The 25,289-nt window shown below is 75.0% G+C and carries 21 protein-coding genes and 1 pseudogene; 13 read left to right on the plus strand and 9 right to left on the minus strand.

Annotated elements, in window-relative coordinates; genetic code table 11:
• The first annotated feature begins 363 nt into the window (after window positions 1–363).
• The 3 genes from CIK06_RS32000 to CIK06_RS20870 all read left to right on the plus strand — a co-directional run bounded on the left by CIK06_RS32000 (window position 364) and on the right by CIK06_RS20870 (window position 6,041).
• Window positions 364–4,461, plus strand: coding sequence for a hypothetical protein (locus CIK06_RS32000; protein WP_255408518.1), 4,098 nt, complete (start codon window positions 364–366; stop codon window positions 4,459–4,461).
• Window positions 4,462–4,589: 128 nt separating this feature from the next.
• The gene (locus CIK06_RS32005) at window positions 4,590–5,012 is read left to right on the plus strand and encodes a WG repeat-containing protein (RefSeq protein WP_255408605.1); all 423 of its coding nucleotides are present in this window, start codon (window positions 4,590–4,592) and stop codon (window positions 5,010–5,012) included.
• Between the two features lie 30 nt (window positions 5,013–5,042).
• A complete protein-coding gene (locus CIK06_RS20870; RefSeq protein ID WP_095566241.1) occupies window positions 5,043–6,041 on the plus strand; it encodes an aldo/keto reductase family protein in 999 nt (332 codons plus the stop codon).
• Window positions 6,042–6,217: 176 nt separating this feature from the next.
• Here CIK06_RS20870 and CIK06_RS20875 read toward each other — a convergent pair whose 3' ends face one another.
• Together CIK06_RS20875 and CIK06_RS20880 are read right to left on the minus strand one after the other, a co-directional pair.
• Window positions 6,218–7,015: a site-2 protease family protein gene (locus tag CIK06_RS20875; RefSeq protein ID WP_095566242.1), complete on the minus strand. Its 798-nt coding sequence runs from the start codon at window positions 7,013–7,015 to the stop codon at window positions 6,218–6,220.
• A gap of 37 nt (window positions 7,016–7,052) precedes the next feature.
• A complete protein-coding gene (locus tag CIK06_RS20880) occupies window positions 7,053–7,256 on the minus strand; it encodes a hypothetical protein (RefSeq protein ID WP_095566243.1) in 204 nt (67 codons plus the stop codon).
• 153 nt (window positions 7,257–7,409) lie between these two features.
• Here CIK06_RS20880 and CIK06_RS20885 point away from each other — a divergent pair, with 153 nt between their 5' ends.
• Genes CIK06_RS20885 through CIK06_RS20895 form a run of 3 tightly spaced genes read left to right on the plus strand, consistent with a single transcriptional unit; the run spans window position 7,410 to window position 11,568 of the window.
• Window positions 7,410–9,473, plus strand: a complete 2,064-nt coding sequence (locus CIK06_RS20885; RefSeq protein WP_095566244.1) for a bifunctional adenosylcobinamide kinase/adenosylcobinamide-phosphate guanylyltransferase — start codon at window positions 7,410–7,412, stop codon at window positions 9,471–9,473.
• Complete coding sequence (locus tag CIK06_RS20890; protein WP_198348408.1) at window positions 9,466–10,239, plus strand: adenosylcobinamide-GDP ribazoletransferase; 774 nt, start codon at window positions 9,466–9,468, stop codon at window positions 10,237–10,239. The genes CIK06_RS20885 and CIK06_RS20890 overlap by 8 nt, the downstream gene beginning before the upstream one ends.
• Before the next feature lie 57 nt (window positions 10,240–10,296).
• Window positions 10,297–11,568, plus strand: a complete 1,272-nt coding sequence (locus tag CIK06_RS20895) for a DUF2314 domain-containing protein (RefSeq protein WP_095566246.1) — start codon at window positions 10,297–10,299, stop codon at window positions 11,566–11,568.
• A 205-nt stretch (window positions 11,569–11,773) separates the two neighbouring features.
• Here CIK06_RS20895 and gcvT read toward each other — a convergent pair whose 3' ends face one another.
• A complete protein-coding gene (gene gcvT, locus CIK06_RS20900) occupies window positions 11,774–12,874 on the minus strand; it encodes a glycine cleavage system aminomethyltransferase GcvT (RefSeq protein ID WP_095566247.1) in 1,101 nt (366 codons plus the stop codon).
• Between the two features lie 154 nt (window positions 12,875–13,028).
• On the opposite strand from gcvT, the gene CIK06_RS20905 reads away from it, so the two are divergent.
• Window positions 13,029–14,600, plus strand: a complete 1,572-nt coding sequence (locus CIK06_RS20905; RefSeq protein ID WP_095566248.1) for a leucyl aminopeptidase — start codon at window positions 13,029–13,031, stop codon at window positions 14,598–14,600.
• A 167-nt stretch (window positions 14,601–14,767) separates the two neighbouring features.
• Here the strand turns inward: CIK06_RS20905 and CIK06_RS20910 are convergent, their stop codons facing one another.
• Window positions 14,768–15,097, minus strand: coding sequence for a hypothetical protein (locus tag CIK06_RS20910; RefSeq protein WP_095566249.1), 330 nt, complete (start codon window positions 15,095–15,097; stop codon window positions 14,768–14,770).
• A gap of 131 nt (window positions 15,098–15,228) precedes the next feature.
• On the opposite strand from CIK06_RS20910, the pseudogene lpdA reads away from it, so the two are divergent.
• Window positions 15,229–16,674, plus strand: a pseudogene (lpdA, locus tag CIK06_RS20915) (dihydrolipoyl dehydrogenase).
• Window positions 16,675–16,741: 67 nt separating this feature from the next.
• Window positions 16,742–18,637, plus strand: coding sequence for a 2-oxoglutarate dehydrogenase, E2 component, dihydrolipoamide succinyltransferase (gene sucB, locus CIK06_RS20920; protein ID WP_095566250.1), 1,896 nt, complete (start codon window positions 16,742–16,744; stop codon window positions 18,635–18,637).
• 53 nt (window positions 18,638–18,690) lie between these two features.
• On the opposite strand, the gene CIK06_RS31515 is transcribed toward sucB, so the two are convergent.
• Entirely contained in the window at window positions 18,691–18,972 is a 282-nt protein-coding gene (locus tag CIK06_RS31515; RefSeq protein WP_232533763.1) for a hypothetical protein, read from the minus strand.
• 376 nt (window positions 18,973–19,348) lie between these two features.
• On the opposite strand from CIK06_RS31515, the gene CIK06_RS20930 reads away from it, so the two are divergent.
• Window positions 19,349–20,116 carry a helix-turn-helix transcriptional regulator gene (locus CIK06_RS20930; protein ID WP_095566252.1) on the plus strand — a complete coding sequence of 256 codons (768 nt, stop codon included), beginning with the start codon at window positions 19,349–19,351 and terminating at the stop codon, window positions 20,114–20,116.
• On the plus strand, window positions 20,107–20,307 hold the full coding sequence (locus CIK06_RS20935; RefSeq protein ID WP_095566253.1) for a DUF397 domain-containing protein: 201 nt from the start codon (window positions 20,107–20,109) through the stop codon (window positions 20,305–20,307). The genes CIK06_RS20930 and CIK06_RS20935 overlap by 10 nt, the downstream gene beginning before the upstream one ends.
• A 205-nt stretch (window positions 20,308–20,512) precedes the next feature.
• On the opposite strand, the gene CIK06_RS20940 is transcribed toward CIK06_RS20935, so the two are convergent.
• Together CIK06_RS20940 and CIK06_RS20945 are read right to left on the minus strand one after the other, a co-directional pair.
• On the minus strand, window positions 20,513–21,031 hold the full coding sequence (locus tag CIK06_RS20940) for an SRPBCC family protein (protein WP_095566254.1): 519 nt from the start codon (window positions 21,029–21,031) through the stop codon (window positions 20,513–20,515).
• 3 nt (window positions 21,032–21,034) lie between these two features.
• Window positions 21,035–21,376, minus strand: coding sequence for a helix-turn-helix transcriptional regulator (locus tag CIK06_RS20945; protein ID WP_095566255.1), 342 nt, complete (start codon window positions 21,374–21,376; stop codon window positions 21,035–21,037).
• 142 nt (window positions 21,377–21,518) lie between these two features.
• Between CIK06_RS20945 and CIK06_RS20950 the strand changes: the two genes are divergently transcribed.
• On the plus strand, window positions 21,519–22,136 hold the full coding sequence (locus tag CIK06_RS20950) for a hemerythrin domain-containing protein (RefSeq protein WP_095566256.1): 618 nt from the start codon (window positions 21,519–21,521) through the stop codon (window positions 22,134–22,136).
• Here CIK06_RS20950 and CIK06_RS20955 read toward each other — a convergent pair.
• Window positions 22,115–22,477 (minus strand): MerR family transcriptional regulator, encoded by a 363-nt coding sequence (locus tag CIK06_RS20955; protein ID WP_095566257.1) that lies wholly within the window; start codon window positions 22,475–22,477, stop codon window positions 22,115–22,117. The genes CIK06_RS20950 and CIK06_RS20955 overlap by 22 nt on opposite strands.
• A 150-nt stretch (window positions 22,478–22,627) precedes the next feature.
• On the opposite strand from CIK06_RS20955, the gene CIK06_RS20960 reads away from it, so the two are divergent.
• The gene (locus CIK06_RS20960; RefSeq protein ID WP_095566258.1) at window positions 22,628–23,545 is read left to right on the plus strand and encodes a TIGR01777 family oxidoreductase; all 918 of its coding nucleotides are present in this window, start codon (window positions 22,628–22,630) and stop codon (window positions 23,543–23,545) included.
• A 124-nt stretch (window positions 23,546–23,669) separates the two neighbouring features.
• Here CIK06_RS20960 and CIK06_RS20965 read toward each other — a convergent pair whose 3' ends face one another.
• The gene (locus tag CIK06_RS20965) at window positions 23,670–25,115 is read right to left on the minus strand and encodes a PHB depolymerase family esterase (RefSeq protein ID WP_095566259.1); all 1,446 of its coding nucleotides are present in this window, start codon (window positions 25,113–25,115) and stop codon (window positions 23,670–23,672) included.
• Between the last annotated feature and the right edge of the window lie 174 nt (window positions 25,116–25,289).

Below are 25,289 nucleotides of genomic sequence, written 5' to 3' on the forward strand. Positions count from 1 at the left end.
TGGCGTACCGGCGGAAACCGGCGCCGGAAATGGCCAGGAATGTCCGTAATCGTGGACTAGGCTGGTTCAGGAGTGGGGGCCACACGCTAGCGTTCACGGAGGCCACGCCGTTACCCTCCTTCCGCAACCAGGCTGTCCCAAACCGGGTGACTCTAACCCGCTACGGACAGCGAGGCAGCTGGATTTACCGACGAGGTGGGACCCCGTGAGCGAGCGACGCGAGCCGGCTGACCGGCCGCGCCACGCGCGCCACGACACCCGAACCCCCCGAGCCCGGATGCGGTCGCGGACCCGCGCCCGGCGCGGCGAGGTGGTGGCGTGACCAACGGTTACGACGGGTGGCGTGACTCGAGGGAACCCTGGATGGTCACACCGACGTCGGAGTGGCACGCGGAGTTCGCCGGGCAGCGCTACCCGGGCGACATCGGCCCGCGGCAGCCGGCCGGGCGATCGGGCAGGCAGCCCACCGCCGTCGGCCGGGCCGAGGTGCCCGGCGCGGCCGACCCGGACGAGGACGGGTACGACCCGGCGCGGCCGGACGGTCGCGGCCGGGCCGGTTCGTGGGTCCGGGAGATCCGGGCACAGAGCCTCGACCACGCCGGGGCGCGGGACGGCGGCCACCCCGGCTACCGGGACGGCGACGGCCGGTCGGGCCAGCGCAGCGACGGGGACGGCGCCGGCCGGCGCCCCGGCCAACGGCCGGCGGCTCCCCGCGAAGCCCGGGCCGCCGCGGACGACCAGCGGGACCCGTGGCAGGCGGACAACCGGCCGAGCCCCTGGCGCACCGGCCGCGACGGCGGCTGGGTGGCCACCGACCGGGGCGGTTGGGCGCAGGACGGACCGGGCGGCGACGACCCGGACTACGGCCGGACCGACCCGCTGTACCAGGCCGAGGCCGAGAACTACCCGGATCCGGGCCAGTGGCGCGGCGACCGGCGCCCCGGCCGGGACCAGCGGCCCGATCCGACCCGCCACCCCGGCTCGCCGATGCCGACCTCCGGGCGCCCGTACGGCCCGCGGCCGGACGGGCGGACCGCCCCGCCGGTGAGCGGCGGTGGTCGGCCCGTCAGCGGCGGTGGTCGGCCGGTGAGTGGCGCTGGCGGCCGGCCCGTGAGTGGCGGCGGATGGTCCGGCCCGCCGGCCGACCGGGGCGGACGGCCGTACGACCCGACCGAGCCGCCGCCCGGCCAGCGGCGGCCCTGGGGGCCGGAGCACCCGGAACCGGTCTCCGGCTCGCCGGGGCGGCCCGGTCACCGGCGCGATGTCGATCCGCGCGACCAGCCGGCGCCGGCCGCCGGGCCGGCACCGCGACATCGGGATGACCCCCGGCACCGTACGGACCGCTACGGCCCCGGTGGACCGGACCGGACCGAACCGGCGGAGCAGGACCGGTACGGGCGCGGCCGGCCGCCTTCGCACGGCCCCGGCCGGCACGCCGATCCGGTCAGTCCGGCCAGCCCGCGCTCGGCACCGCCGTACCGTCCGGTGGACCAACCGCCGGCACCGCCGATGCGACCGCCGACCGACCGGCCGCCGCTGCGTCCCGTCGACCCGCCCGCCGACCGGCCGACGGACCGGCCCGGCCGCTCCGGCGACCGGCCGCCGCTGCGTGCCGTACCTCCGCTCGAACCCGCCGCCGACTCACCCGCACGCCGCATCGACCGGCCGGGGCACCGCGCGGAGCCGCCGCCGCGACCGGGTGACCGGCCCGGGGACCGTGCCCCGGTACGTCCGGTCGAACCCGCCGCCGGCCACCCGACCCGCACCGGCGACCGGCCGCCGCTGCACGCCGTCGAGCCGCCCGGCGACCGGCCGCCGCTGCGTGCCGTACGGCCGGGGGAACCCGCCGCGCACGGCCCCACCCTGCCCGCCGACCCGGCCGCGCACTGGACCGATCCGGGACCGGCGCCGCAGGTGGTCCGCCCGTCCAACGGCGCCGTGCCGCCGCCCACGGCGGTCCCGACGAACCGTCCGCCGGCACCGACGCCGGTGCCGAACGCCCCGCTGCCGCCACCCACCGTGGTGCCGGCGAACCCGCTGCCGTCGCCGACCCCGGTACCGGCGAACCCGCTGCCCCCACCCGCCTCGGCACCGCGGTCCGCGCCACCCACCTCACCGCCGCAGGCCGGGCCGGTGCCGCCCGCCGCCCGGGTGGCACCGCCAACCGGTCCACGGCCACGGCCGCCCACGGACGCACTCCGGCCACGGCCGCCGGCGCCCGAGGCGGGCCGGAACGCTCCCCCGGCGCCCGAGCCGCGGGACTTCTCTGCCCCGTCCGACCCGTGGGTCGTCCCCGCGGCGCCCGAGGCGGGTCGCGAAACGCCGGGCGAGGCGCGCCAGCCGGCGGCGTTCCCGCCGCCCGCGGCCGGCGGAAACGGCTCGCCGGGCGGCAACACCGCACCCGCGCAGCCGGCCGATCCGGCGGCTGCGGACGACTGGTTCCGGCCCGCCGGCCGGACGGCCGCCCCGGTGTCGCCGGATCCCCGTGCCGAGCCCGGCGACCGGGCGACGCCGGCCGAGGCAGCGGCCGCGCCCGCGGTCCCGACCCCGGCCCAACCACCGGTCGCGGCACCACCACCGGTCGCGGCACCACCACCGGTCGCGGCACCGCCCGCACCGGCGCCGGCACAGTCGATGCCGGCCCCGCCGCCGGTGACGCCACCGCCACCGCCGCCGCCGGCGCCGGCACCGGCACCGGCACCGGCTCAGCCGGTGGCGCCCATGCGCTCGGGTCCGCCCGATCGTCCGGGTCCGCCGGATCGCTCGGGTCCGCCCGCGCGCTCGGGTCCGCGCGATCGTTCGGGTCCGCCCGCTCCGGAGGCGCCGGATCGTGGCGTCCCGGGGCCGGTGGACCGGCCGGTCCCGCTCCCCCGGCCCGCCCGGCCCGAGCAACCGGCGACGGCCGGCGACACGCCGGCCGGGCCGACACCGGAGCGCGGCACGCCGCGCAGCCACCCCGCGGTGCCCGCGTCGTCGGCGGCCGCGCTGCGGCTGGAGTTCGTTCCCCGTACGCCCCGGCCGGCCGCCGAGCACGAGCGGGTCGCCGACCGCCCCGCCGCGACCGCCGCCGGCACGGCCACGACGACCACCGGAACGACGACCACCGGGATGCCCACGACCACCGGGACGCCCGGCGCGCCGGCCACGCCCGACAGCCCGGCCTGGCCGGGGCGGCCCGATCCGGGCCAGCCGGCCGCGACCGGGCCAACGACGACCGGGTCCGGGCCAACGACGACCGGGTCCGGCCCCGACGGGCCGGCCACGACCGGGTCCGGCCCGGACGGGCCGAGCGCGACCGGGCCGGCCGCGCCGGACGAGCCCGCGGCGGTCCGGCCCACGGCGAGCACGCCGGGCGAGCCGGCCGGCACGGGCGGCGCTGCCGGGCTTGGCGGAACCGGCGAACCCACCGGGCTGGCCGGCCCGGCGCAGGTTGCCGCGACCGGCACCGGGGCGGACTCGGCGACCACGCCGGCCGGCACGGACGCGGCGGGCGACGCCGATGCCCCGACGTCCGGGCCGACCGGTACGACCGGTACGACCGGTACGAGCGCGCCGGCAGAGGCGGTGGACCCGGCCGGCGCGGTCGAGCCCGTCGACGCGGACCGGTCGGCCGGCGCGGCCGACAGCGCCGAGCCGATCGAGACCGCCGAGCCGGTTGAGGGCGCCGAGCCGGTTGAGACGGACGAGGCGGCAGACCGGCGGGCCGCCGCCGAGGACCCCGAGCAGGCGCTCGCGGCGTACCAGTGGCGGTTCGACCCGGAGACCCTGCGCGAGTTGGTGGACGACCCGGAGCAGCTACGGGCGGTCCGGGAGGGACTCACCGAACGGCTGGCCAACGCCGCCGACAACCGCACCCGGGCGCGGCTGCTCAGCCTGCGCGCCGTGGTGTCGCGGGTGCTCGGCGAGCTGAGTTCGGCGCTCGCCGACGGGCGGCTCGCCGTGACCCAGGCCGAGTCGACCGGCGAACTGCGACGGATCGCGATCGCCCAGGCCCGGCTGGCCAACGTCCTGCACTGGCGGGGCGAGTTCAGCGAGGCCGACCGGCTGTTCGCCGAGGCCAACTCCCCCGAACTGCCCGACCGGCTGCGGGCCACCATCCACGAGCACGCCGGGCGCTGCTGCTACGAGCAGGGCCGCTACATGGAGGCGTGCAACCACTTCGAACGGGCCTCGACCTGCGCCGGGCGGACGATCCGAAGCTCATCGCGCGTACCGAGGTCGCCCTGGACGCCGTGTTCGCGCGGATGGCCCGGGACGGGGTCGGGCCGTACCCGCGCAGCAGCGACGAGATCCGCCAGGTGCAGCCGCCGCCGAAGCCGGTCTTCGACGAGGAACTGGGCCGGTGGGGCTACGACCGGCCGGAGGGCACCCGGACCATCCCGGCCCGGTTCGCGACCGCGCAGCCGTTCCATGAGGGACTTGCCTGGGTACGCCGGCCCGAGGCGCAGACCTGGGAGCTGATCAACGAGTCCGGCACCCGGATCGACGCGGCCAGCGGCTACCGGTCCGTCGGCCCGTTCGCGGACGGGCTGGCCTGGGTCTCCCGCGGCGGGGTCGGCACGTGGGTGGCGATCGACGCGGCCGGGACCGTGCTGATCGGCACCGGCTTCGACGACGCCCGCCCGTTCCGCCGGGGCGTGGCGGCGGTCCGGCGCGGCGGCTGGGGCGCGGTCGACCGGACCGGCCGGATCGTGCTGCCGCTGCGGTACGCGGGCTTCGTCACCGAACTCGCCGACGGCCGGCACATCGACGGCTTCACCGACGAGGGTCTGGCGGTGGTCGAGGTGGACGGGCGGCGCGGCGTGGTCGACCGGAACGGCGCGGTGATCGTCCCGCCGGCCCACCCGACGCTGATCATCCACCCGGTGGCCTTCCTCTTCACCACCACCGCCGGCGGCTGGGGCGCGCTGGACCGCAGGGGCCGGCTGCTCGTCGAGCCGGTCCAACCCGGCCGGGTCGAGCTGGTCGAGGAACTCGAGCGGCTGCTCGCGGACACCGAACCGGTGCTCTGAGCCGCGCGGGGACGGCGCTAGGGTCGGACCATGGAGTTCCGACACCTTGGCCGCTCCGGCCTGATGGTCAGCGAGATTTCGTACGGCAACTGGATCACCCATGGTTCGCAGGTGGAGGAGGAGGCCGCCCAGGCCTGCGTCCGGGCCGCCCTCGACAACGGCATCACGACGTTCGACACCGCGGACGTCTACGCCGGCACCCGGGCCGAGTCGGTGCTCGGCCGGGCGCTTGCCGGGGAACGCCGGGAAGGGCTGGAGGTCTTCACCAAGGTCTTCTGGCCGACCGGACCCGGCCGCAACGACCGGGGACTGTCCCGCAAGCACATCATGGAGTCCATCAACGGCTCGCTGCGCCGGTTGCAGACCGACTACGTCGACCTGTACCAGGCGCACCGGTTCGACTACTCCACTCCGCTGGAGGAGACGATGGAGGCGTTCGCCGACGTCGTCCGGGCGGGCAAGGCGCTCTACATCGGCGTCTCGGAGTGGAACGCGGCGCAGATCCGCGCCGCCTTCGAACTGGCCCGCGGCCTCAAGATCCACCTTGTCTCGAACCAGCCGCAGTACTCGATGCTCTGGCGGGTGATCGAGGGTGAGGTCGTACCCACCAGCACCGAGCTGGGCGTCGGCCAGATCGTCTGGTCGCCCATCGCCCAGGGCGTGCTGACCGGCAAGTACCTGCCGGGGCAGGCCGCGCCGGCCGGCTCGCGCGCCACCGACGAGAAGTCCGGGGCCACCTTCATCGCCCGGCTGATGACCGACGAGGTGCTCTCGGCGGTGCAGCGGCTCAAGCCGCTCGCCGAGCAGGCCGGGCTCTCCATGGCCCAGCTCGCCGTCGCCTGGGTGTTGCAGAACCCCAACGTCTCGTCGGCGATCATCGGCGCCTCCCGGCCGGACCAGGTGGTCGAGAACGTCAGGGCCGCCGGTGTGAAGCTGGACGCGGACCTGCTCAAGGCCATCGACGAGGTGCTGGACCCGGTGGTGCAGCGGGACCCGGCGTTGACCGAGAGCCCGGCCGAGCGCCCCTGACCGCGACCCGGCCCCCGCCCGCCGGTTCTGCCCGCCGGCCGCTCCCTTCCGGGCGCGGCCGGCGGGCGGCCGGGAGGGACGCGGCCGGTGGAGCGCCGCCCGGGGCGTGCCGTCCGTAGCGTGCCGCCCGTGGCGTGCCGCCCGTGGCGTGCCGTCCGGGGCGCGGTCGGGCGCGGTCAGCCCTCCCAGAACCGCATCAGGCGCAGGCCGTACGCCGCGAAGTCGGCGGGCAGGCCGATCAGGTCGGCCAAGACGTCGACTCCGGAGAAGAACCAGCCGCCGAGCCGCGGGTTCCACAGCAGCGCGATCAGCAGCAGGAAGCCGTACGGTGCGAACAGGTTGTATCCGCGCCGCCACTGCGGTGACAGCCAGGGCTCGATGATGTTGCCGCCGTCCAGTCCGGGCACCGGCAGCAGGTTGAGCAGGCTGGCGGTCAACTGGAGGAATCCCAGCGCGGCCACCCCGAACCAGAAGTCGGTGTGCGCGTACAGGTCGACGCCGAGGACGAACGGCGTGGCCAGCACCAGCGCGAAGAGCACGTTGGTGGCCGGGCCGGCGACGCTGACCAGGGTGTGCCGCAGCCGCCCGGGAATCACGTGCCGGTCCACCCAGACCGCGCCGCCGGGCAGGCCGATGCCGCCGAGCAGCACCGCGAGCACCGGGAAGACGATCGACAGCAGCGGGTGGCTGTACTTGAGCGGGTTCAGCGTGAGGTAGCCGCGTTCGGCCACCGACCGGTCGCCGGCCCGGAACGCCACCACGGCGTGCGCGTACTCGTGCAGGCAGAGCGAGACCAGCCAGCCGGAGAGCACGAAGAGGAAGACGCTGAACCGGACCTGCCCGCTGCCGTTCCAGGCCAGCACCGCGCTGACCACGAACAGCGCCAGCAGGCCGAGAAAGATCGGGCTCGGCCGGAACGCCGCCCGGGGTACGCCGAGGACGAGCCGGTCGTCCTCGGACCGGTCGAAACCCATGGCGCTCACCTGAAATGACCCTCCGCTCGCACCCGGCTCACTCGGTGGCCGCGGGTTGGAGGCTCATCCGGTACTCCACCCGGTCGTCCTCGACCAGGGTGACCGAGCTGACCCCCGCGGCCGTGAGCTCCCGCCAGGTCTGGCCGATCCACGACTCGGCGTCGGCCTGGCTGCTGAACGTCTCGCTCGGCCCGCTCACCGGCTCGCCGTCCGTGCCCTCGTACCGCCAGCTCCACGGCATTGTCGCCTCTCCCCTCGCCGATGTCCCGCCGACAACCCCCGCAAGCGTAGTCGGGGCCGGTGTGGATCGGTCACCAGCGCTGCACTGCCGGGTGCATCGGGGGCCGCCGCACCTGGCAGCGAAAACCACAGCGGGGCGCTCTAAGGTACGGGCATGTCGGTTGACGGGTGGAACACGCTCCTCGTGCTCGGCGGGATTCGGTCTGGTAAGTCCGAGTTTGCGGAGTCTCTGCTCCGGGACGCGGGTCGGGTCCGGTACGTGGCGACGGCCGCGGACGCCGGTCCGGACGACCCCGAGTGGACCGCGCGGATCGCGGCGCACCGCGGCCGGCGGCCGGAGACCTGGGAGACCGAGGAGGCGACCGCCGACCCGGCCCGGCTGATCCGGCTCATCGAGACCGCCGGACCGGACGAGACCCTGCTGGTGGACGACCTCGGCGGGTGGGTGGGCGTGCTGCTCGATCCCGCCCACCAGCCCGCCGACGACGTGGCCACCATCGAGGAGCTGGCCTCGGCGATCGGCGGTTCCACGGCCCGACTCGTGCTGGTCAGCCCCGAGGTGGGGCTCTCGCTGGTCCCGGCGACCCCGCTGGGTCGCGCCTTCACCGACGCGCTGGGCGCGGCCAACCAGGCCGTCGCCGCCGCCTGCGACGCGGTGGTGCTGGTGGTGGCCGGCCAGCCCAGCTGGCTGAAGCCGGACCGCGGGGCCGCCGCCGGGCTGGTACGCGCCGACGGCACCGCCGTACCGGCCGCGAGCCCGACGGGTACGGGCGCAGGCCCGACCGGCGCGGCCGGACAGAGCCCGGTCGCGGCCGTGCCGGCCCAGTCCGGCGAGCCGGCCGGCGACTCCCCCGACGTGCTCACCCCGGCGGTGGCCCCGCCGGCACCCAGCGCCCCACCGGCCGGACCGGGCTGGGCGGCGCCGACCATGACGCTGCCCATGCTGGCGACCGGCCTGGTCATCCAGCCCGGGATGGAGCTGCCGCTGCCGGACGAGTACGCCGGGCCACGCGCCGTCGACCGGCTGGCCACCCTGGACCTGCCCGGCGCCGGGCTGGGCAACCTCGACCGGGTGGTCGGGTTCGCCGCCGGCACGCAGGGCAACCCCGTACCGGAACCCTGGGCCGCCGTCCGCGTCCTGCTGGTGCACGGCGACCACGACGGCGGCGCCGCGGCCGGCGTGCCGGCCGGCGAGTCGGGACGCCGTGCCGAGCAGGCCCGGGCCGGCGAGGGTCCGCTGGCCCGGCTGGCCGCCGAGGCGGATGCCGGGCTCCAGGTGATCGACGCGCCCACGGCCGCCGCCATCGAGGACGGGCCGGCGTTGACCGAGGCCGCCGTCGAGTCCGCGCTCCGGTACGGGTGGCGGCTCGCCGAGGAGGCCGCGGATGCCGGCGTACGGCTGCTGGTCCTCGGTGCGTGCGGCGCCGGCACCGACGCGGCGGCCGCCGCGGTGCTCGCCGTCACCGCGGGCGCCGAGCCGGCCGCGGTGCTCGGCCGGGTCGTCTCGGCCGGCGGCGTGGTCGACGACGCCGCCTGGATGCGGCGCTGCGCCGCGGTACGGGACGCCCTGCACCGCACCCGGCGATCGGGCCGGGGGCCGCGGGAGATCCTGGCCGAGCTGGCCGGCGGGGACGTGGCGATCGCCACCGGCATCCTGCTGGGCGCCACCGCCCGGCGGCTGCCGGTGCTGCTCGACGGCCCGGTGGGGGTGTCCGCCGCGCTGATCAGCCGGGACCTGGCCGGGCAGGCCCGGCACTGGTGCCTGCTGCCCGACCACGGCGGCCACCCGGCCGTCCGGCTGGGCGCCGACGTGCTGGGCCTGACCCCGCTGTTCGACCTGCGCCTGGACCTCGGCGAGGGCTCGACCGCGCTGGCCGCGCTGCCGCTGCTGCGGTCCGCGCTGACCCTCGCCCGGTCGCTTCCCGCGCACCCCCGGCTGGCGGCCGAGGGCTGGGGCGCCCCGGACGACGACCGGCCGGAATTGGCCGGCGCCGGGGCCGAGTCCGGCGCCGGGGCCGGGGCCGAGTCTGACGCCGGGGCCGGGGCCGAGTCTGACGCCGGGGCCGGGGCCGAGTCCGGCGCCGGGGATGAGCCGGCCACGGCCCCGCCCGCGGACCAGGAGTTCGTCGAGCCCGACGCGGCCGGTCCCGGCCCGGTGGACCCGGCCCGGCCCGGCACCCCGCCGACCGGGGACGCCTCCGCCCGGTACGGTGGCTGACCGCCCGCTGCGCTCCGGCGCCCGGCTGGCGCTCACCACCTTCACCGTGCTGCCGCTGCCGCCCGGCCCGGTCGACCGGCGGGTGGCCGGGGTGGCGATGCTGCTGGCGCCCGCGGTGGGCGCGCTGCTCGGTGCGGGCGCCGCGGCGGTGCTCATCGGTTCGGCGGCGGCCGGCGCCCCGCCGCTGGTGGCCGGCGCCCTCACCGTGGCCGCCGGCGCGGCGCTGACCCGCGGTCTGCACCTGGACGGCCTCGCCGACACGGCGGACGGGCTCGGCTCCTACCGCACCGGACCGGCCGCGTTGGAGATCATGCGGCGGCCCGACATCGGACCGTTCGGCGTGGTGGCGCTGGTGCTGGTGCTGCTGATCCAGGCCGGGGCGCTGGCCGCGCTGGCCGACCGGCCGGCCCCGGCCGTCCTTGCCGGAGTGGTGACGGCGGTGGCGACCGGCCGGCTGGCGGCGGCCTGGGGCTGCCGGCGGGGCGTACCGGCGGCCCGTCCGGACGGGCTGGGTGCGCTGGTGGCCGGCACCGTCGGCGGCGTGCCGCTGGCGCTGGCCGCGCTGGGCGTGGCGGCGGTCGCGCTGGCCGCGGTGCCACACCGCCCCTGGCAGGGACCACTCGCCGTACTGGTCGCGCTGGTCTGCGCCGCCGGGCTGCTGCGGCACCTGGTGCGCCGGCTGGGCGGCGTCACCGGGGACGTTCTGGGTGCGCTGCTGGAGGTCGCCTCGACCGTCGTGTACCTCGGTCTGGTGCTGACCGCCTGATGCCTGTCGCCCCGCAGAGGTAGCGTCGGGTGTACGGAACGGCAACCGGGAGCATGCATGACGATTACGGACGATTTCCTGCCGGTCCCGGTGCCCGAGTCGCTGACCGCGACGTACCTGGTCCCGGTGCCGGCCCGGCCGGCCGACCCGGCCGCGGCGCTGGCGGCGCTCGCGCCGCGGCTGGCCGCGCCGATCCGCGACCTGGCCCAGCAGATGCTGGCCGGGCCGCTGCTGACCGTGCAGACCCGGTCGGTGGACGAGTTGCCGCACCTGCCGCCCGACCTGCTGGCGGCCTTCGGCGCGGCGGACGACCAGCTCAGCCGGCTGTCCGGGGCCACCGAGCTGATGGTGGTGCAGGCGGAGTTCCGGCCCGGCTGGCCCCCGGCGCACGAGTGGGCGGCCCGGGCCGTGGCGGCGGCGCTGGCCGAGGCGATGGGCGGCGACGTGGTCGACGTGTTCGGGTTCCAGCTGCTGGACCCGGCCGCGGCCGTGCGGTCGCTGCCGGACGAGGAGGGCCGGATCCGGCTGGTCGACTGGATCCTGGTGCCATATTCGGACAATCCAGACGGGCTGTGGTTCACCACCAAGGGTCTGCGCCGGTTCGGCCTGCTGGAGTTGCAGGCCCAGGGCGTACCGGCCGCGCTCACCCGGGCCTGGGCGGCCGTGATGACAGGGGTGGCCCGGCGGTTGCTGCGCACCTGGACCGACAAGCTCGGCGACCAGGACCTGCCGGCGTTCGTCCAGCTTCCGGTGATGGCGTCGGTGACCAGCCACGACATCGCGGTCGCGTACGGCAACCCGGAACGGCACGACGGCAGCGCACCGGCGCGGCTGCGGCTGGAGCTCGACCCGGCCACCGACCCGGAGGCCGAGTCGTTCCTGTCCCTGCTGCCGCCCGAGGGTCATCCCGGGCCGGCGGGGCGGTACTTCGCCACGGTCTGCGCGACGCTGTTCGGCTCCGAGCGCACCGAGATCCGGCACACCCGCACCGACGAGGCCATGATCCGGGCCATCGCCACGGCCCGGTCCGGGCTGCCGGGGGTACGCGAGCGGTTCCGCAGCCGCGCGCTTCCCGAGGGCACCCGGCTGATGGTCAAGTACGGCCTGCCCGGCCCGGACGGACCCGAGTACGTCTGGGCCGAGGTGACCTCCTGGCTGGAGCCGGAACGGATCCTCGGCACCAGTGCCAGCGACGCGGCCAACGACGACGCGGTACGCGCCGGCCGGCCGGTGGCGGTGAACGCGGTGGACGTCGTGGACTGGGCGCTGCTGCACGGCGCCCGGATGGTCGAGGGTGGCTGGACCCAGGCCGTCCTCGACAACGGCTGACCCGGCGCCGATCCCGGACCCGATTCCGCACGTATCCCCGCGCGGCCGGTCGGTGCGGCGTCCCGGCGCCGCCGGTCAGCGCTGCGTCCCGGCGCCGCCGGTCAGCGCTGCGTCCCGGCGCCGCCGGTCAGCGCTGCGTCCCGGCGCCGCCGGTCAGCGCTGCGTCCCGGCGCGGGCGGTCAGTGCGGCGTCCCGGCGCGGGCGGTCAGCGAACCGACGGCCGAACGAACGGCGGCCGGACCACCCGCATCGCGCACCGGCGACCCCGCACGTCCACCTCGACCTGGTCGCCCTCGGCCAGCCCGGCCGCCGTCTCCAGCAGCGCCAGCGCGATGCCCACCTTCCGGGTCGGCGAGAACGTACCGCTGGTGATCCGCCCGACCTCGACGCCGCCGGACAGCACCGCCATGCCGGGTCGCGGGATGGCCCGGTCCACCGCCTCCAGCCCGCGCAGCGTCCGGCGCGGGCCGGCGGCCTTCTCCGCCAGCAGCGCGTCCCGACCCCAGAAGGCCGGCTTGTCCCAGCCGACCGCCCAGCCCGACCGGGCCTGCACCGGGGTGATCTCCGGCGAGAGGTCCTGGCCGTGCAGCGGGTAGCCCATCTCGGTACGCAGGGTGTCCCGCGCGCCCAGCCCGCACGGGCGCAGCCCGAACTCCGTACCGGCCTTCATCAGCGCGTCCCAGACCCCGAGCGCGTCCGCCGCCGGCACGACCAGCTCGTAGCCGTGTTCCCCGGTGTACCCGGTGCGGCAGACCACCAGCTCGGCCCCGGCCAGGGTGGCCGGGGAGAAGCTCATGTAGCCGTGTCCGGTGGGCAGCCCCAGCCGGTCCAGCAGCGCCGCCGACCGGGGTCCCTGCACCGCCAGCACCGCGTGCCCGGCGTGCTCGTCGGCGATGGTGATCCCGTCCGGCGCCGCGGCCCGCAGCCGCCGGGCCACCTCGGCCGTGTTGGCCGCGTTCGGGATCAGGAAGACGTGGTCGTCGCCGTACAGGTAGGCGATGATGTCGTCGATCACCCCGCCGGTTCCGGCGTCGCAGCAGAGCGTGTACTGGGCCTGGCCGGGGCCGATCCGGCGCAGGTCGTTGCTGAGGCAGGCGTTCACGAACCCGGCCGCGCCGGCGCCGCTGACCCGGATCTTGCCCAGGTGGGACACGTCGAAGACGCCCACCTCGGTGCGCACCGCCGCGTGTTCCCTGAGCACCCCGCCGCCGGCGTACTCCAGCGGCATGGTCCAGCCGCCGAAGGGGGCGAACTTGGCGCCGAGGTCGACGTGCCGCTCGTGCAGCGGTGATCGCGCGTCCGTCATGACCAGCAACCTACCCGGGTCCGCCGCCGCGGCGAGGCGCAGGTGACGGGCGGCGGGACAGCCGTCCGGGGCGGCAGGTAGGTTCGCCGGTGAGAACGTCCGTCGCCGGCCGCCCACGAGGGGACCGGCCAGCCCACAGTCCCGGAGCCGCCGAGTGACCCCGCCCAGCCCCAACCTCAGCCTGGTCGACACAGATCCCGCAGAACTCGCCGTCGACGCCGTCGTCATCGGCGTACACAGTCAGCCGGAGCCGCCGGCGGACGCCGCCGGTCCGGCCGCGACGCTGCTGCTGGCCACCGGCGCCGAGGCCGTGGCCGCCGCCTTCGACGGCAGGCTGACCGAGACGCTGGCGCTGCTCGGCGCGACCGGCGCGCCCGGCGAGGTGATCAAGCTGGCGACGCTGGGCACGGTGACCGCGCCGGTGGTCGTCGCCGTCGGCCTCGGGCCGGAGCCGAGCGGTGCCGCTCCGGCGCCGGAGACGCTGCGCCGGGCCGCCGGGGCGGCGATCCGGGCGCTGGCCGGGGCGCAGCGGGTGGCGCTGGCCCTGCCGGTGCCGGACGACACCGACGCCACGGCGGTGCTGCGGGCGCTGGCCGAGGGGGCGCTGCTGGGCGGCTACCGGTTCGCCGGCTACAAGACCCGGCCGCAGCCGGCCCGCCGGGAGCCGGTGGCCGAGGTCGCGATCTGCGTGCCGGACGCCGCGGACCCGGCGGCCGGCGCCGAGGTGCTCCGGGCCCGGGCGGTGACCCGGGCGGTGCGGCTGACCCGGGACTGGGTGAACACGGCCCCCAACGAGCTGCGCCCGCCGGCGTTCGCCGACGCGGTCACCGAGGCGGCCCGGGCCGCCGGCCTCACCGTCGAGGTGCTGGACGAGAAGGCCCTGGCCGAGGGCGGGTACGGCGGCATCCTGGCCGTCGGGCAGGGTTCCACGGCCCCGCCCCGGCTGGTGAAGCTGTCGTACCGGCCGGCCGACGGCGGCAGCGGCAAGCAGGTCGCGCTGGTGGGCAAGGGCATCACCTTCGACTCCGGCGGCGTCTCCATCAAGCCGGCGCAGGGCATGTGGGAGATGAAGTCCGACATGGCCGGCGCGGCCGCGGTGGGTGGCGCGATGCTGGCCATCGCCGAGCTGGCGCCGTCGGTGGCGGTGGACGGCTACCTGTCGATGGCCGAGAACATGCCCTCGGGCGGTTCCTACCGGCCGGGTGACGTGATCACCATGTACGGCGGGAAGCGGGTCGAGGTGCTCAACACCGACGCCGAGGGCCGGATGGTGCTGGCCGACGCGATCGTGCGGGCCTGCGAGGACGGCTGCGACTACCTGCTGGAGACCTCGACGCTGACCGGCGGTCAGGTGATCTCGCTGGGCAAGCGGGTGGCCGGGGTGATGGGCACCGCCGAGCTGTGCGAGCGGGTCCGTACCGCGGGCGACGCCGTCGGGGAGCCGGCCTGGCCGATGCCGCTGCCCGACGACGTCCGCAAGGGGATGGACTCGGACATCGCCGACATCTCACAGGTGAACGCCGGGATGGACCGGGCCGGGCACATGTTGCAGGGCGGGACCTTCCTGCGGGAGTTCGTGGCCGACGGGGTGCCGTGGGCGCACATCGACGTGGCGGGTCCGGCGTACCACAGCGGCGAGCCGACCGGCCACTGGACCAAGGGCGGCACCGGGGTGCCGGTGCGGACCCTGGTGGAGCTGGTCGAGGACATCGCCGCAAACGGCTGACCGGCGGCGGAGCCGCCCGAGCACCGCGGCCCCGGCCCGGCGGAGCATCCGCCGGGCCGGCCGGCCCGGGGCGGTGTCGCCGGGGTGGATCGGCCGGGACGGCACTCGGCCCGGGGTGATCGGGGTGGATCGGCCGGGCCGGGACGGTCGGCCCGGGGTGGTCGGGGTCAGTCCCGGGGTGGGCGCAGCCGGCGGCGGGCGTTGTAGTCGCGCATCCGCTGGGGATAGCCGACCAGCCGGACGTCGTACACCGGGATGGCCAGCCGGTGGGCGAACCGGCGGGCGCCGTCGGGGCCGTCGATGCGCCGCCGGGTCCATTCGCCGTCGGCGGCGATCAGGATCACGGTGGTCTCGGTCACGGTGGTACGGGGTTCGACGAACGCCTCGACACCGCGTCGGGATCGGACGAAGCGCTCCAGATGGTCCAGGTCCTCGCTGCGGGCGGGCGGATCGCCCACCGCGCCGATCGGCCGCCGACGCCGTCGGAACCAGGCCACCGCAACTTCCCCTCCCCGAGGCGACAGCGCCGGATTTCCCGGCGATTTCGGCAAGCCTACGTGCCGGGAACGTGTCCTTGGGCACCTCGTTCAGCGCAGCGGGGGGACAAGTGACAAGATGACCGAGGCGACTGTGTCCATTTACCTGGCACGACCCTCGTAGCAGCGACGCGACCTGGGAGAGAAACTGTGACCGAGCCGAATGAGGCAACCTTCGACGTCGTGATCCTCGGAGGTGGCAGCGGCGGCTACGCGGCGGCCCTGCGCGCCGCGCAACTGGACCTGTCCGTTGCGTTGATCGAGAAGGCCGAGCTGGGCGGCACCTGCCTGCACCGCGGCTGCATCCCGACCAAGGCCCTGCTGCACGCCGCCGAGGTGGCCGACCAGACCCGCGAGTCGGAGCAGTTCGGCGTGAAGGCCGAGCTGGTCGGCATCGACATGGGCGGCGTCAACTCCTACAAGGACGGCGTCGTCGGCCGCCTCTACAAGGGGCTTCAGGGGCTGGTCAAGGCCGCCAAGGTCACCTTCGTGGCCGGCGAGGGCCGGCTGGTGGCCCCGAACGCGGTCGAGGTGGACGGCAAGCGCTACACCGGACGCAACATCATCCTGGCCACCGGGTCGTACTCGCGCACCCTGCCCGGCCTGGAGATCGACGGCCAGCGGGTGATCACCAGCGAGCAGGCGCTCAAGCTGGACCGGGTGCCCTCGTCGGTGGTCGTGCTGGGCGGCGGCGTGATCGGCGTGGAGTTCGCGAGCGTGTGGCGGTCCTTCGGCGCCGACGTGACGATCATCGAGGCGCTCCCCCGCCTGGTGGCGGCCGAGGACGAGGAGTCGTCCAAGGCGCTGGAGCGGGCGTTCCGCAAGCGGAAGATCGACTTCAAGGTCGGGAAGCGGTTCGAGAAGGTCGAGCACACCGACAACGGGGTCCGGGTGACCATCGCCGGCGGCGAGACCGTCGAGGCCGAGCTGATGCTGGTCGCCGTCGGGCGCGGCCCGAGCACCGCCAACCTCGGGTACGAGGAGCAGGGCATCCGGATGGACCGCGGCTTCGTGCTGACCGACGAGCGGCTGCGGACCAACGTCCAGAACGTCTACGCGGTCGGCGACATCGTGCCCGGCCTCCAGCTCGCGCACCGCGGATTCCAGCAGGGGATCTTCGTGGCCGAGGAGATCGCCGGGCGCAACCCGGCGGTGATCGACGAGAACGGCATCCCCCGGGTGACGTACTCGGACCCGGAGCTGGCGTCGGTGGGGCTCACCGAGGCCAAGGCCAAGGAGCAGTACGGCGCCGACAAGATCAGCACGTACAACTACAACCTCGGGGCAACGGCAAGAGCCAGATCCTCAAGACCAACGGCTTCGTGAAGCTGGTCCGGCTCAACGACGGTCCGGTGGTCGGCATCCACCTGGTCGGCGCCCGCGTCGGCGAGCTGGTCGGCGAGGCACAGTTGATCTTCAACTGGGAGGCGTACCCCGCCGAGGTCGCGCAGCTCGTGCATGCTCACCCCACCCAGGGCGAGGCGCTCGGCGAGGCTCACCTCGCGTTGGCCGGCAAGCCGCTGCACGCGCACGCCTGAGAACTATCCGCGCCGCCCGCCGGTCCGCGGGCCAGGATCGCACGACGCGACGAAGGAGTCTGGAGAGATGCCGGTATCGGTCACCATGCCCCGGCTGGGTGAGAGCGTGACGGAGGGGACCATCACGCGCTGGCTCAAGCAGGAGGGCGACCGGGTCGAGGTCGACGAGCCGCTGCTCGAGGTCTCGACCGACAAGGTCGACACGGAGATCCCCTCCCCGGCGGCCGGCGTGCTCAGCCGGATCGTGGTGAGCGAGGACGAGACCGCCGAGGTGGGCAGCGAACTCGCGGTGATCGCCGGCGAGGACGAGGCCGGCGGCGACGCGGCCGGCGGTGGCCAGGACGGCGGCGCACAGCAGCCGGAGCCGGAGCCGGAGCCGGAGCAGCCGGCCGCGGCGGCCGCACCGGAGCCGCAGGCCGCGGCCGATGACGCCCCGGCGCCGCAGGCCGGCGCCGAGCCGGGCGGTCCCACCGGCGGCGACGCCGGCGGCCAGCGGACCTCGGTCACGCTGCCGGCGCTGGGCGAGAGCGTGACCGAGGGTACGGTCACCCGCTGGCTCAAGCAGGTCGGCGACACCGTGGAGGCGGACGAACCGCTGCTGGAGGTCTCCACCGACAAGGTCGACACCGAGATTCCCTCCCCGGCGGCCGGCACGCTGCTGGAGATCAAGGTCAACGAGGACGAGACCGCGGACGTCGGCGCCGAACTGGCCGTGATCGGCGCGGCCGGCAGCGCGCCGGCGGCCGCCCCGTCGACCGAGCAGCCCACCCCGGAGCGGGGCACCGAGCCGCCGACGGCGACCCCGAAGCAGGAGGCGCCGAAGCAGGAGGCCGCCGGTGGTCAGCCGGTGGCGGAGCCGACGCCGGGATCGTCGTACTCGGAGCCGGCACCGCAGACCGAGACCGCCCAGCAGCCGGTCCGGACCGAGCAGGCGGCCCAGCCGCCGGCGCCGAGCGCGGGCGCCGAACGTCCGGCCCCGGCGAACGGCGACGTGGACGGCTCCGGCTACGTCACGCCGCTGGTCCGCAAGCTGGCCGGCGAGCACGGGGTGGACCTGAGCCGGCTCACCGGCACCGGGGTGGGTGGCCGGATCCGCAAGCAGGACGTGCTGGCCGCGGCCGAGCAGGCCAAGGCCGCGGCGGCCAAGCCTGCACCGCAGCCGGCGGCGGCCGCTCCGGCCGGCGGCGCACGGGCCGGCGCACCGGCCGCGCCGGCGGCCCGGCCGCAGCCCAGCCCGAAGCGCGGCAGCACCGAGAAGATGCCGCGGATCCGGGCCACCATCGCCAAGCGGATGCAGCAGTCGCTGCACGAGATGGCCCAGTTGACCACCGTGATCGAGGTGGACGTCACCCGGATCGCCAAGCTGCGGGCGCAGGCCAAGGACGCGTTCCTGCAGCGGCACGGGGTGAAGCTGTCGTTCCTGCCGTTCTTCGCCGTGGCCGCGGTCGAGGCGTTGCAGACCTACCCGGTGGTCAACGCGAGCATGGACCTCGACGCCGGCACGATCACCTACCCGGGCGCCGAGCACCTGGGCATCGCGGTGGACACCGAGCGCGGCCTCATGGTGCCGGTGATCCACGACGCCGGTGACCTCAACCTGGGCGGCGTCGCCAAGCGGATCGCCGACCTGGCCGACCGCACCCGGACCAACAAGATCAGCCCGGACGAGCTGGCCGGGGCGACGTTCACGCTGACCAACACCGGCAGCCGGGGCGCCCTGTTCGACACCCCGATCGTGCCGTCGCCGCAGTCGGCGATGCTCGGCACGGGCGCGGTCGTCAAGCGGCCGGTCGTGGTCAACGACCCCGATCTCGGCGAGGTCGTCGCGGTCCGCTCGATGGTCTACCTGGCCCTGTCCTACGACCACCGGCTGATCGACGGCGCGGACGCCGCCCGGTTCCTGGTGGCCGTCAAGGAGCGGCTGGAGGCCGGCAACTTCGAGGCGGAGCTGGGCCTGGCCTGATCCGCACGATCAACGCCAAGGCGCCCGGTCCGATCGGACCGGGCGCCTTGGCATCACCGGGGACGGCCGCCGGCGGGTACCCATGGGTCGTGTCGGACGGCCGTGAGCCGGTCCCGGCGGACCACCCGGAAGAAGCGCGCATACAGGTCGGTGACGGGCCGGTCGGGCAGCTCGCGTACGGCGTCGATGAACAGCGCCGCCAGATACACCGCGACCGCCCGGCGGTCCGGTTCGGCCGCGAGCATCTCGCGGGCAGCCTGGCACGGGTAGTCCTCGCCGCACTCGGCGCACGCCCAGCCCGGCGCCGGCAGGTGCGCTACGCGCGCGACGCTCACGATCGGCCCCGGTTCCAGACGCACAACCTGCACGCCAGTGGAAAGACCTCGGTCGCGTCCGTCGCCCAACCCGGCAACGACTGGGCCGACGTGCGAGCGTCCAGGCAGCCCCGCCGAAAACGCCACGGCAGGCCGCAGACGCACCGCCGGGAGAACAGGTGTCGCCGTCGATGCATGATCCGTGTCCCCTCCTCTGGTCGTGGCGGGCCAGCCCTCGCCCGGAAAGCTGGCCCGTCGGCAGGGCCCACCCCCTTCCGGATCCGTTGCCGCGAATCCGGGCGATCCCGCCTGACCCGAGCGTTTCAGCGGTGGCAGGACGCTCACACTGCGCTACGGTGTGTCCCTGATCCATTCCAGACGTTCGATGGGAGCGCTCATGAACAGCGTGCTGCGGGCGGCGCTGGCCGAGGCCGGAGAAACAGCGGAGTCCCTTGCCGAACGGGTGGGCGTGGATCCGAAGACGGTGGCCCGCTGGGTCACGCCCGGCCGGATCCCGCATGCCCGCCATCGGTTCGCCGCCGCGGAGGCGCTCGGTCAGGACGTGGCGGACCTTTGGCCGGACGTCCTCGTCTACCGCACGCCCACCTGGCTCCGAGAGTGGGTCGAGTGGGAGCGGGAGGCGACCGCGCTGCGCTGGTTCGAACTGGCATGGGTGCCGGGCCTGTTGCAGACCGAGGCGTACGCCCGGGCGACACTGGCCGGCGAGTTGCTGACTGACGTGGAGACGGACCAGCGAGTTGCTTCCCGGCTCTCCCGTCAAGCCATCCTGCGCCGGGAGCGTCCTCCGCTGCTCGTCGCGGTGATCGATGAAGCGGCGCTGCGACGCCCCGTCATCAACAACCGAGCCATCATGACGGAGCAGTTCAGCTACCTTGCCGAGTGCGCCGAACTGCCCTCGGTGCAGATCCACGTGGTGCCGACAAGCGTGGGCATGTATCCCGGTCTTGGTGGTCCGTTCATCGTCGCCGAGTTGCCGGACGGCAAACGGGTGGCGCATGTGGACGGCCAGGTCGAGGCTCGGATCGTCGAGCAGACCGCGGAAGTTGTTACCCTTGACCATCGATGGGAACGGATCCGCGGTGAGGCCCTGTCGCGGCAGCAGTCCCTCGATTTGATCAAGGAAGCGGTATCATCATGGACGTGATGAAGGCCAACTGGCGCAAGAGCACCCGCAGCGGCAACAACGGTGGATCATGCGTCGAGGTCGCCGACAACCTCCCCGGCGTCGTGCTGGTCCGCGACACCAAGGACCGCGACGGCGGCACCCTGACCATCGCCCCGGCACAGTGGCAGCGCTTCGTCGACCTCGCGAAGCAGATCGGCCCGCTCGCCTGACCGCCCACACGTGCACCGCCGCGACCGTCGTTGAAGTCTGCCGTAATCGGGTAGCTGAAACGCTCGCGGACGGCGAAACGTTCGAGCCGTTCTTCCGCCGACAGGTTGCCGGCAAGGCATGTTGACGCCGGCCGACCCCACGACCCCACGATGGTCAACTCGACTTCGGCGAAGTCGGGGGGTCGACGGGGTCCGGATACCCCGACTACGCCGAAGTCGTGTCGATGTTGGGGTCCCGAAGCCGCTCGGCGACGTAGGCCGCCAGGTTGCCCAGGGTCTGCTGGCCGCCCTCGATCGCGTGGTACTTCTCGACCGCCTCGTCGCGCAACTCCCTGCTGGGAAAGACCGTGCGCATCTCGATCCGGGTCGCCCCGCCGTCGGGCGTGAAGGCAAGGATCGACTCGAAGGCGTTCGGGTCGTCACGGGACTCGCCGTGCAACAGCGCGATCCGCTCCGGTGGGACGATCTCGGTCCAGGTGATCCATTCGGAGTAGTCGGTCCCGTCCGGCCCGTGCATCACGAAGTCCCAGATTCCGCCCGCGCGGAACTCGAAGGACCGCGTCGTGGTGCTGAACCCGTCCGGACCCCACCACCGCGACAGGTGCCGGACCTCGGTGAACGCCTCGAACACCAGCTCTCGCGGCGCCTCGATGGTCCGCATGATCACGATCTCCCGGTCGGCCGTCGCCGGCCCGGTCCGGGTGTCCTGCCCCGGTCCTGCCATCGGTCATTCCTCCTGCCGTGTCTGTTTGAGGTCCTGCACGTACGCGTCGAGCCGGTCGAAGCTCTCGTTCCAGAACCGTTCGAATCCGCCGACCCACTCGTGGATCGGCCGCAGCCCGCGCGCGTCCAGGCCGTAGAGGCGCTGCTTGCCCACCCCGCGGACCCGCACCAGCCCCACCTCCCGGAGCACCCGCAGATGCTTGGAGGCCTGCGGCTGGCTCATCCCCAGCGTCTGGGCCAGGTCGGCGACCGGCCGCTCCCCCGCTTGTAGCAGCGCCAGGATGTCCCGCCGCTGCGGCTCGGCGATCGCGTTGAACGCGTCCGAGGTCGTCGCTGCTCGTGCCACGCCAGCCATCATATTCCGATATAGGAAAATGTCCAGTCGGCGGCCCGACCGGGTGCCGGTAGCATGGCCGGCAGCGTCGCGGTGTACCCGGCCCGGAGGCCGCCGAGGGCATGGAGGCGCGGTGACGCATGGGACGACGTGCATGCACCCTCCCGAGAAGCCGGGCCACCGCCCGGCGGCGTACGGCAGGCAACTCATCGAGATCCACGACCGGCTCCGCGCGGAGCTGGACCGGCTGATGGCCGCGGTGGACCGCGAATTCGGCGGGCTCCCCGAGGGGTCGGCAACACCCGACGAGCCGGCTCCGGGCGGCGAACCGACCGGACGGTACGCGCCGCGGCGCGAGCTGCGGGCGTACTGCCTGGGCTTCTGCGCGGCCGTGACCCGGCACCACACGGGCGAGGACGGCGGCGCGTTCGTCGCCCTGGCCGAACGGTTCCCGGGGCTGCGGCCGGTGCTGGCCGAACTGGCCGCGGACCACGTGCTGGTCGCGGACGCCCTGACCCGGGTGGCCGGGCTGCTGGACGACCTGCCGGCCGCGCCCGACCGGGCCACCGCCCGGCGGGTACGCGCCGACCTGGCCGGACTGGCCGCGCTGCTGGAGTCGCATTTCAGCTACGAGGAGCGGAAGCTGACCGCCGCGCTGGACGCGCTACCCGCGCGGGACGGGCCGGCCCGGCGGCTGTTCGGGCTGGACCCGGGCCCGCCGGCCGGCACAATCCCGGCCCGCGGGGGGACTCAGTCAGTGACCGACTCGTAGTGGCGGATCTTCTCCCGCAGGTGCTCGTACTGCCGCTGGAGCAGGCTCATCCGGTCCACGACCGACGCGGCGTGCTCCTCCAGCAGACGGCGGCGCTCCGCCGCGGTGTGCTCGCCGTCCCGGGTGAGTTCGGCGTAGCGGCACATCTGCTGGATCGGCATGCCGGTGTCGCGCAGGCAGCGGAACAGTTCCAGCCAGCCGAGATCGTCCTCGGTGAACACCCGGTGGCCGCCCGAGGTCCGGCCGACGCCGCTGAGCAGCCCGATTTTCTCGTAGTAGCGCAGCGTGTCGAGGCTGAACCCGCTCCGGCGCGCGGTTTCCGAGGGTGAGTAGCCGCTCATACCGGACAGGGTACGCGGCCTGGAACACGCTCCAGGTAGATCGATCGCCCACCCGACCCACCGGCCGTTTCCCGCACGTTCCGCCGGAAACCGGCCCGCGGCCGGCGGCTTGGCGCGCCGGAACGCGGCCGGACGGGCGAAGATGTCGGTATGCGCATCCTCGCGGCCGGCATGTCCGGCTTCCTCGGCACCCGGCTGGCCGACGTCCTGCGCGAGCGGGGCGACGAGGTGGTCCGGCTGGTGCGCCGGCCACCCCGGGGCGCGAGCGAGATCCAGTGGAGTCCGAGCGCCGGCGAACTGGACCCGACGGCGCTCGCCGGCGTGGACGCGGTGATCAACCTGGCCGGCGCCGGGGTCGGCGACAAGCGGTGGACCGACGAGCACAAGCGCGCCATCCGGGCCAGCCGGGTCGACAGCACCGCGACGCTGGCCCGGACCATCGCCGGGCTGGCCCCGGCCGATCGGCCCGGCGCGCTGCTCAACGCCTCGGCGGTCGGCTGGTACGGCGACACCGGCGACACGCCGGTCACCGAGGACGCGCCGGCCGGCGACGCCTTCCTGGCCGACGTCTGCCGGGTCTGGGAGGCCGCGACCCGGCCGGCCGAGGATGCCGGGGTACGCGTCGTGCGGCTGCGCACCGGCCTGCCGCTGGACCGCGCGGGCGGCCTGCTGAAGCCGCAGTTGCTGCCGTTCCGGCTGGGTGCCGGCGGCCGGCTCGGCAGCGGCCGGCAGTGGATGCCGTGGATCTCGCTGACCGACTGGCTGTCCGCCGTCGCGTTCCTGCTGGACCGGTCCGATCTGGCCGGACCGGTCAACGTGGTGGGTCCGGCGCCGGTGCGCAACGCCGAGTTCACCCGGGAACTGGCCGCCCGGTTGCACCGGCCGGCCGTGCTGGTGGTGCCGGGCCTTGGGCTGCGGGTGCTGCTGGGCGAGTTCGCCGGGGAGGCGCTGCGCAGCCAGCGGGTGCTGCCGGGGGTGTTGCAGCGGGCCGGTTTCGAGTTCGCGCATCCGGATCTGCCCTCGGCGTTGCGGTCCGCCCTGCACGCCGAGCCGGCCACCGCCGGCTGAGCCCGCGCCGGCCACCACCGGCGCAGCCGGCCCGGTCACCGCCGGCGCAGCCCGCCCGGCCCGCGCCGCCACCGGGCTTCGGCGAGGGACCCGGCGGCGCCGGGTCCCTCGCCGAAGCCGCGGGTCAGCAGCCGATGACCCAGTAGTCGGGGCCGGTCTGCTTGAGGGTGGAGGTGTAGAACGTGTTGTAGAGGCCCATCTTCTGGCCGGAGCCGAGCGCGTACGCGTAGCCGAGCGACTGGTAGGCGCGGCCGGCAACCACGTGTGCGTAGTTGCTCGCGGTCACGCAGACCGGGGTGCTGCCGCCGGTGGTGCTCGCCGACACCGTGCTGGACTTCGCGCCCTCGCCGGAGGCGTTCACCGCGCTGACGGCGTACGAGTAGCTGGTGCCGGCGGTGAGTCCGGAGTCGGTGTAGGTGGTGCCGGTGACCGGCGACGAGGTCGCCTTCGTCCCGTTGCGGTAGACGTGGTAGCCGGTGGCGCCGCTGACGGCCGACCAGCTCAGCGAGATCGAGCCGGCGGTGCTGGCGGTGACGGTCAGCCCGGTGGGCGCGGCCGGGGTGCCGGGTTCGGGGTCGCCACCGCCGCCGGTGGAGCCGTCCAGCCCGAAGAACAGCGCGTCCCGGTACGCCGAGCAGATGGTGTCCAGGAAGTACGCGGCGGCGGTGCCGCACTGGTCGGTGGCCGAGCCGGGGTCCACCGGGGTGCCGTGGCCCATCCCGGAGATCCGGTAGAGCCGCACGACGTCGTCGCCGTACGTCTCCAGGCTGGTCCCGGCGGGCAGCGAGGACGTGCTGGTGGGGGTCTGCGACACGCCGAGCACGTTGGTCCACTGGTCCCGGGATTCGGTGGCGTTGGCGGTGGCCACCGTGTAGTCGCTGGTGCCGTGCCAGATCGCCACCCGGGGCCGGCTGCCGGAGTAGCCGGAGTACGCGTTGCGGACCAGGTCGCCCCACTGCTGCGGGGTCTTGTCCACGCCGGGGTTCATGCAGCTGTACGCGGCGACGAGGCTTGTCGCGCAGGCGTACGGGATGCCCGACAGGATGGAGCCGGCGGCGAACACGTCCGGGTAGGTGGCGAGCATGACCGAGGACATCGCCCCGCCCGCGGACAGGCCGCTGACGTAGATCCGGCCGGCCGCGGTGCCCCAGGTGCTTCTGGCGTAGTCGGTCATCTGCTTGACCGACAGCGCCTCGCCCTGTCCCCGGGTGGTGTCGCCGGACTGGTACCAGTTGAAGCAGGACGTGGAGTTGTTGCCGGAGTTCTGCTGCGGCAGGATCAGCGCGAATCCCCACAGGTCGGCGTACTTGCGCCAGCCGGAGTTGCTGAAGTAGTCGTTCGCGGTCTGGGCGCAGCCGTGCAGCAGCACCACCGCGGGCGCCCCGGTGGGTAGCCCGTCGGGCCGGTAGGCGTACATGGCCAGGTTGCCCGGGTTGGAACCGAAGCCGCTGACCTGGGTCAGGCTTGCGGCCTGTGCGGGGGTGGGCGCGGCCAGGACCGCGGTGGCCACCAGCACGGGGGCGAGGACGGCCCGGACCAGCCGGGCCAGGACGGACGGGGAGCGGCGCACGGCGGTGGCCTCCTGTTGTGAGCTGGATCACCCAGAGATGGCCGCGACGTTACGACCATGTGACGAAGCCGGGACATGTCCCCCGCGCACACATTCACCCAGACCGCTGTGTTGGGCCACCCGGGAAACGGCCCGGACCGACGGCCGGTGGCCGGCCCGGGAAACGGCCCGGGA

This window comes from Plantactinospora sp. KBS50, from assembly GCF_002285795.1.
In the GTDB taxonomy this organism is placed as follows: Bacteria; Actinomycetota; Actinomycetes; order Mycobacteriales; family Micromonosporaceae; genus KBS50.